Here is an 832-nt window from a genome sequence, read left to right as displayed (position 1 = left end):
CCAGCCGGTCGATGGTGATCCGGGGGGCGTGCGGGACGGGCAGCGCGAGCTTGAACGCGTCGACGGCGAGCCCGTTGAGCATCCCGGCGAACATCTCGATCAGCGGCCACCGGTGCCCGTCGGGGGCCGTGGCGACCAGCTCGCCGTCCTCGTCCGAGACGGTGACCGCGGTCGCGGGCAGCAACCGGTCCGGGTCGGCGCCCGGCGCCGCGGCGAACCCCAGCAGCCGGTCGGTGACGCCGGTCAGCGACGCCGCTACCCGTCCCGTCTGCCGGGGCCAGGCGGCGGGGTACAGCAGCCGGACCCGGTGCTCGCCGACGTCGGCGGACAACTCGTCCCGCAGCCGGTGGACCTCGGGGTGCCAGACGGTGAAGAGGTCGCAGTCGAACGTCGGCCACGCCGCGTGCAGCTCACCGAGGACCACCTGGTAGTCGCCGCGGTTGATCGCCTCGACGTCGGTGGCGCAGATCTGCAGGTCGGGGCTGTGCAACCGGGCGGTGGACCAGCCCGGCCGCCGCGCGGGGAACAGCCGCGCCACCGCCTCGGCCAGGTCGGCGGCGGACAACCGGACGCGGGCGCTGTCCTGCTCCAGGCCGAACAGGCTCTCCCAGCGCCGGGTGAAGTCCTCGGCGACGTCGTCCGCGGGACGTCGCCCCTCGCCCCAGAACAACCCCTGGGCCAGCGACATGAGGTCGGCCAGGCTCACCGGGCCGTCGCCGGTGTCCTCCCGCAGGTCGTCGTGGAGCTCGCGCAACGCCGTGGCGTAGGCGTCGGCGAGTTCGGCGGTCAGCCAGCGGGCGGTGGTGAGGATGACCTCCAGCGGCGCCGCGAG

The 832-nt window shown here is 74.8% G+C and carries 1 pseudogene; it reads right to left on the bottom strand.

From position 1 onward, the window contains the following. Positions 1 to 832 (bottom strand): annotated as a pseudogene (locus tag IEZ07_RS35295) (lantibiotic dehydratase); the annotation flags it as partial.

Source organism: Planomonospora parontospora, assembly GCA_014647935.1.
In the GTDB taxonomy this organism is placed as follows: Bacteria; Actinomycetota; Actinomycetes; order Streptosporangiales; family Streptosporangiaceae; genus Planomonospora; species Planomonospora parontospora.
Note: the sequence above shows the minus strand (reverse complement) of the source record. Positions and strands in the feature narration are given on the sequence as shown.